Origin of the sequence: Streptomyces sp. SM1 (assembly GCF_002910825.1) — a bacterium.
Classification (GTDB): domain Bacteria; phylum Actinomycetota; class Actinomycetes; order Streptomycetales; family Streptomycetaceae; genus Streptomyces; species Streptomyces okerensis.
In genome coordinates this window covers 1-5,994 of the sequence record NZ_NEUB01000970.1, presented here as the reverse complement: position 1 = coordinate 5,994, position 5,994 = coordinate 1, and the positions used below count along the sequence as shown (strand labels likewise).

5 protein-coding genes and 1 pseudogene are annotated in these 5,994 nt (G+C 69.0%); 4 read left to right on the top strand and 2 right to left on the bottom strand.

Going from position 1 to position 5,994, the window contains the following annotated elements; translation table 11 throughout:
* Window positions 1-749, bottom strand: a 749-nt coding sequence (locus B9S61_RS34150; protein ID WP_103543553.1) for an IS982 family transposase, incomplete at its 3' end; no start/stop codon positions are given.
* Window positions 750-802: 53 nt separating this feature from the next.
* Window positions 803-1,039, bottom strand: a pseudogene (locus B9S61_RS34145) (MFS transporter); the annotation flags it as partial.
* 230 nt (window positions 1,040-1,269) lie between these two features.
* On the opposite strand from B9S61_RS34145, the gene B9S61_RS34140 reads away from it, so the two are divergent.
* The 4 genes from B9S61_RS34140 to B9S61_RS34125 form a co-directional block, all read left to right on the top strand.
* The gene (locus B9S61_RS34140) at window positions 1,270-2,547 is read left to right on the top strand and encodes an extracellular solute-binding protein (RefSeq protein ID WP_103545651.1); all 1,278 of its coding nucleotides are present in this window, start codon (window positions 1,270-1,272) and stop codon (window positions 2,545-2,547) included.
* An 88-nt stretch (window positions 2,548-2,635) separates the two neighbouring features.
* The gene (locus B9S61_RS34135; protein WP_103545650.1) at window positions 2,636-3,622 is read left to right on the top strand and encodes a carbohydrate ABC transporter permease; all 987 of its coding nucleotides are present in this window, start codon (window positions 2,636-2,638) and stop codon (window positions 3,620-3,622) included.
* Complete coding sequence (locus B9S61_RS34130) at window positions 3,619-4,449, top strand: carbohydrate ABC transporter permease (RefSeq protein ID WP_103545649.1); 831 nt, start codon at window positions 3,619-3,621, stop codon at window positions 4,447-4,449. The genes B9S61_RS34135 and B9S61_RS34130 overlap by 4 nt, the downstream gene beginning before the upstream one ends.
* 9 nt (window positions 4,450-4,458) lie before the next feature.
* The coding region (locus B9S61_RS34125; RefSeq protein WP_103545648.1) for a glycoside hydrolase family 3 protein at window positions 4,459-5,994 on the top strand (1,536 nt) is incomplete at its 3' end.

Sequence of the window (5,994 nt, the reverse complement as noted above, 5' to 3'; positions counted from 1 at the left end):
TGGCCCTTGAGGGTGTCGTTGACCGACTCGATCAGCTGGCGGACCTTCTTGAGCATCGGCTCGCCGGGCCGCAGGATCTCCCTCTTCCTCGACGGCCGCAGCAGCGTGATGCCCTGTACGGACAGTGACCGCTCGAAGGTCTTCGACGCGAAGCCCTTGTCGCTGATCAGCAGCAGGCCCGGCCGCACGCGCACCAGCTCGGCATCGACCTCCAGCATCGCGGCCAGCACCTCGCGCTCGCCGAGCTTCGGATCGGCCAGCGCCCACAGGATCGGCATCCCGGCCGGGGTGCACACCAGGTACAGCCGCAGCCCCCAGAAGAACCGCGAATGCGACGCGCAGTAGCCGTAGTTGGCCCAGCCCGCCAGCTCCGAGCGCTTGACCGTGGGGCGGGACATCCCGCACGGCACCGGGGTCGAGTCCGTGATCCACACCGTGTCGTGCCAGAAGTCGGTGTCCTTGGCGAGCACCCGTATCACGCGTTTGATCTGCGGCAGCGCGGCACGCAGCCGCTTGTTGTAGCCGGCATCCTGCGGGACGAAGGGAAACATGTCCTGGAGGTGTGCGCGGACGTACCGCAGCCAGCGGGCCTCGCAGTGGAAGCCGAGCATCGCCTGCATGACCGCCAGGCACAGCAACTCCGAGTGACTGAGTTTCGGTGGCCGGCCCGGCAGCCGCACGATACCCGCCAAGTCGTCGTCGATCTTCACGTACAGTGCGGTCACGAGGGTGTTCAAGTTCGTCGTCACAAACGATCATGAGCACCCTCTCTTCGTGCCCGTAGGCATTTGGAAAGACTCGTCGAGGCCAGCAGCGCGCCCGCGAACGCCCCGCCGCCGAACATCGCGTGGAGCTGGGCCATCGCGCCCCGGCCGTAGTGCTCCTCCAGGGCGGCGCCCCGCGCGTTCATGGCGACGTTCAGACAGCCGACCGCCACCCCGTCGACGAAGACCACCGCCAGGGCCAGCGGGTAGTTGCCGGCCGCGGCCAGCGCCGGCAGCACCGTCACCAGCACCAGGGCGGACCACAATCCAACCCTTCAACCCGTCCCCGTTTGGGTGGGGTTCTGAGGCCCGCCGGCAGTGTCCGAGCCGTTATCCAGGCGTGAGTCCACGACCCTTGACACGTCCATAGGTCTAGGCCAAGCTCCCCTTGCTGGTCTAAACCATTTAGAGGAAGCCGGGGTCCCAGCCCGCCGAGCCGTTGCGCCGTTGTGAGGTCACCGCCGAGGGCGTGGGTGTGGAAGGCATTCCTGAGGAGGGGTGGCGCGTGAAGCGCAAGCTGATAGCCGCGATCGGGGTCGCGGGCATGTTGTTCTCCGTCGCTGCGTGTGGCGGCGACAGTGGTGACGGCGACAAGAAGGCAGGCGCGGACGGTTACGCCGGCGAGACGCTCACCGTGTGGGTGATGGACGGCTCGTCGCCTGACCAGTGGCAGAAGGACCTCACCGCCGAGTTCGAGAAGAAGACCAAGGCGAAGGTCAAGTTCGAGGTCCAGCAGTGGAACGGCATCCAGCAGAAGCTGACCACCTCGCTGTCCGAGGAGAACCCGCCGGACGTCTTCGAGATCGGTAACACCCAGACCCCGGCCTACGCCAAGACCGGCGGCCTCGCCGACCTCGCCGACCTCAAGGCCGAGATCGGCGGCGAGTGGACCGAGTCGCTCAACGAGTCGTCCGTCTTCGAGGGCAAGCAGTACGCGGCGCCCTGGTACTTCGCCAACCGCGTCGTCCTCTACAACAAGAAGGTCTGGGCGGACGCCGGTCTCAAGGACACGCCCAAGACCCGCGACGAGTTCTACGCCGCGCTCAAGACGATCGGTGACAAGACCGACGCCGAGCCGATCTACCTGCCCGGCCAGAACTGGTACCACTTCGTCGGCCTGGTGATCGGCGAGGGCGGCGAACTGGTCAAGAAGGACGGGGACACGTACGTCTCCAACCTCGACGACCCGAAGGTCGCCGCCGCCGCGGAGACGTACAAGAAGTTCCAGGCCCTGTCCAAGGCGCCGAAGGACAAGGACGAGGCCACCCCGCAGCAGGGCGAGGTCTTCGCCGACGGCAAGGTCGGCGCGTTCATCGGCATGGGCTGGGAAGCCGGCATCGCGATCGAGGCCAACCCCAAGATCGAGAAGGACATCGGCTACTTCACCGTCCCCGGCGCCACGGCCGACAAGCCCGAGGGCGTCTTCCTCGGCGGCTCCAACCTCGCCGTCGCCGCGGGCAGCAAGAAGCAGGAGCTCGCCAAGGAGTTCCTGAAGATCGCCCTCTCCGACAAGTTCGAGGGCCAGCTGGCCAAGCTCAACGGCGTCATCCCCAACAAGGAGTCGCTGCAGACCAACCTGAAGGGCAACGCCCCCGCCGAGGCCGCCGCGCCGGCCGCCGCCGTCGGTGGCACCACGCCGCTGATCCCGGAGTGGGCCGCCGTGGAGAACGACCCCAACCCGATCAAGACGTACCTGACCGCCGTCCTCAACGGCAAGACCCCGGCCGAAGCCGCGAAGCAGGTCGAGGGCGAGTTCAACAAGCGCCTCTCGCAGCAGCAGTAGGCGCGGCGAGCGCACGGAGAGGGCGGGGGCCGGCCACTCGCCGGCCCCCGCCCCGGCGTCGAGTATGTCGAGAAGAGAGATCGCGAGCATGACCGTGCAGACCGAACGGCCGCCCTCCGGCCCGGCGGACGTCCGCAAGGCGGACGACGGGGGACCCGGCGGGAAGACACCGAGAGCGGCGTCGCGTGCCGGCGCGCTCGCCCCGTACCTGTTGCTGCTGCCCGCCTGCGTGGCCTCCGTGCTGCTGCTCGGCTGGCCGCTGCTCAAGGACGTGCTGCTGTCGTTCCAGAACCTCAACATGACGCAGCTGATCCAGCGCGCCACCGAGTGGAACGGCATCGACAACTACCAGGCGGCCCTCACCAGCGAGGACTTCTGGCGGGTCACCCTCCGCTCGATCCTGTTCACGGCGGTCAACGTCGTCCTGATCATGGTGCTGGGCGCACTGGTCGGGCTGCTGCTCGCCCGTCTCGGCAAGTGGATGCGGTTCACCCTGCTGCTGGGCCTGGTGCTCGCCTGGGCCATGCCCATCGTGGCCGCCACCACCGTCTACCAGTGGCTGTTCGCGCAGCGCTTCGGCGTCGTCAACTGGGTCCTGGACAAGCTCGGCTGGCACTCCATGGCCGACTACAGCTGGACCAGCAGCCAGCTGTCGACGTTCTTCGTCATCACCGTACTGATCGTGTGGATGTCCATCCCGTTCGTCGCGATCAACCTCTACGCGGCCACCACCACGATCCCGAAGGAGCTCTACGAGGCCGCCTCCCTCGACGGCGCCGGCGCCTGGCGCAGCTTCACCGCGGTCACCCTGCCGTTCCTGCGGCCGTTCCTCTACGCCACCACGTTCCTGGAGATCATCTGGGTCTTCAAGGCGTTCGTGCAGGTCTACCTCATCAACGAGGGCGGCCCCGACCGGCTCACCGAGATCCTGCCCGTCTACGCCTTCGTCGAGGGCGTCGGCAACCAGCACTACGGCATGGGCGCGGCGATCGCCGTCCTGACCATCGCGATCCTGCTCGGCCTGACCGCCTACTACCTGCGGATCGTGCTCAAGCAAGAGGAGGACGAGCTGTGAAGCGCTCGCTCTTCGGCCGCCTGTGGCCCAACGCCACGGCCGTCGTCCTGTTCATCGGCTTCGTCTTCCCCGTGTACTGGATGTTCAACACGGCCCTCAAGCCGACCGGCGACATCCTCTCGGAGGACCCGGTCTGGTTCCCGACCGACATCACCTTCGAACACTTCAGGACCGCGACCGACGTCGACCACTTCTGGACCTACGTCACCAACTCGCTGACGGTCACCGTGCTGGCCGTGGTCTTCTCCCTGATGATCGCGCTGGCCGGCTCCTTCGCCCTCGCGCGGATGCGTTTCAAGGGGCGGCGCGGCTTCATCATCGGCTTCATGCTGGCGCAGATGGCGCCCTGGGAAGTCATGATCATTGCGATGTACATGATCGTGCGGGACGCGTCCATGCTGAACAGCCTCGTCCCGCTGACGCTCTTCTACATGATGATGATCCTGCCCTTCACCATCCTGACGCTGCGCGGCTTCGTCGCCGCCGTGCCCAAGGAGCTGGAGGAGTCGGCGATGGTCGACGGCTGCACCCGCGCCCAGGCGTTCCGCCGGATCATCCTGCCGCTGCTCGCCCCGGGCCTGATGGCCACCTCGCTGTTCGGATTCATCACCGCCTGGAACGAGTTCGCCCTCGTCCTGGTGCTCAACAAGGACGCCGAGGCGCAGACACTGCCGCTGTGGCTGTCCAGCTTCCAGAGCCAGTTCGGCAACGACTGGGGCGCGACCATGGCCGCATCGTCGCTCTTCGCCATTCCGATCCTGATCCTCTTCGTCTACCTGCAGCGCAAGGCCGTCAGCGGCCTCACCGCGGGCGCCGTGAAGGGATAACGCCACCCGATGACGACATTCACCACCGGCACCGACACACTCACCCGTGACGCGCTGGCCGTACTGCAGCCCGGCTTCGCCGGCACCACCGCGCCCGACTGGATACGCCGCAGGCTCGGCGAGGGCCTCGCCTCCGTCGCCCTCTTCGGCCGCAACGTCACCACCGCCGAGCAGGTCACCGCCCTCACCGCGCAGCTGCGGGCCGAGCGGGACGACCTGCTGGTGGCCATCGACGAGGAGAGCGGCGACGTCACCCGCCTGGAGGTCCGCACCGGCTCCTCCTTCCCCGGCAGCCACGCACTCGGCGCGGTCGACGACACCGGCCTGACCCGGGGCGTCGCCCGAGAACTGGGCCGCCGGCTCGCCGAGTGCGGGGTCAACTTCAACTGGGCGCCGTCCGCCGACGTCAACGCCAACCCGGACAACCCGGTGATCGGCGTGCGCTCCTTCGGCGGGGACACCGCCCTGGTCGCCCGGCACACCGCCGCGTACGTGGAGGGCCTGCAGTCCACCGGCGTCGCCGCCTGCACCAAGCACTTCCCCGGCCACGGCGACACCAGCGTCGACTCCCACCACGCGGTCCCGCACATCGACCTCGACGCCACGACGCTGCACGAGCGTGAACTGCAGCCGTTCCGGGCGGCGATCGCGGCCGGTACCCGTGCCGTCATGAGCGCCCACATCCGGGTACCGGTCCTCGACCCGGACCGCCCGGCCACGCTCTCCCGGCGCATCCTCACCGATCTGCTGCGCGGCGAACTCGGCTACCAGGGGCTGATCGTCACCGACGGCATGGAGATGCGCGCCATCTCCGGCACGTACGGCCTCGAACACGGGGTCGTCCTCGCCATCGCGGCCGGCGCCGACGCGATCTGCGTGGGAGGCGGGCTGTGCGACGAGGGCACGGTGCAGAGCCTCCAGGACGCGCTGGTGCAGGCCGTACGCTCCGGCGAACTCCCGGAGGAACGGCTCGCCGACGCCGCCGCCCGGGTGCGCTCCCTGGCCGACTGGACCGCCGGCGTACGACGCTCCCCGGCGGCCACGGCCGACCCCGAACCGGAGATCGGCCTCAGGGCCGCCCGCCGCGCGGTGACCGTCACCCGCGCCGCCGGCTCCACGCCGGTCACCGGTCCGGTGTACGTCGCCACCTTCAACCCCGCCCCGAACATCGCCGTGGGCGACGAGACCCCGTGGGGCGTCGGGGCGGAGCTGGAGCGGCTGCTGCCCGGCACCGTCACCGGCCACTTCACCGGCCCCGACGCCGGTGCGGTGGCCCTGAAGGCCGCAGCCGGCCGCCGCGTCGTCGCCGTGGTCCGCGACGAACACCGGCACCCCTGGATGCGCACGGCCCTGGACACCCTGCTCGCCGCAGCCCCGGACACCGTGGTGGTCGAGATGGGCGTACCGCAGTCCGCCCCGCGCGGCGCCCTGCACATCGCCACCCACGGCGCGGCACGCGTCTGCGGTGTGGCGGCGGCGGAGACGGTCGCGGCGGGGCGCAGCAGGTCGTACAGGCCGGTGGGGTCGACGGCCCAGCCCATGGCG

Coding starts and splice junctions, on each gene's coding strand:
- B9S61_RS34135 (WP_103545650.1), top strand. CDS start 2,636: ATGACCGTGCAGACCGAACGGCCGCCCTCCGGCCCGGCGGACGTCCGC.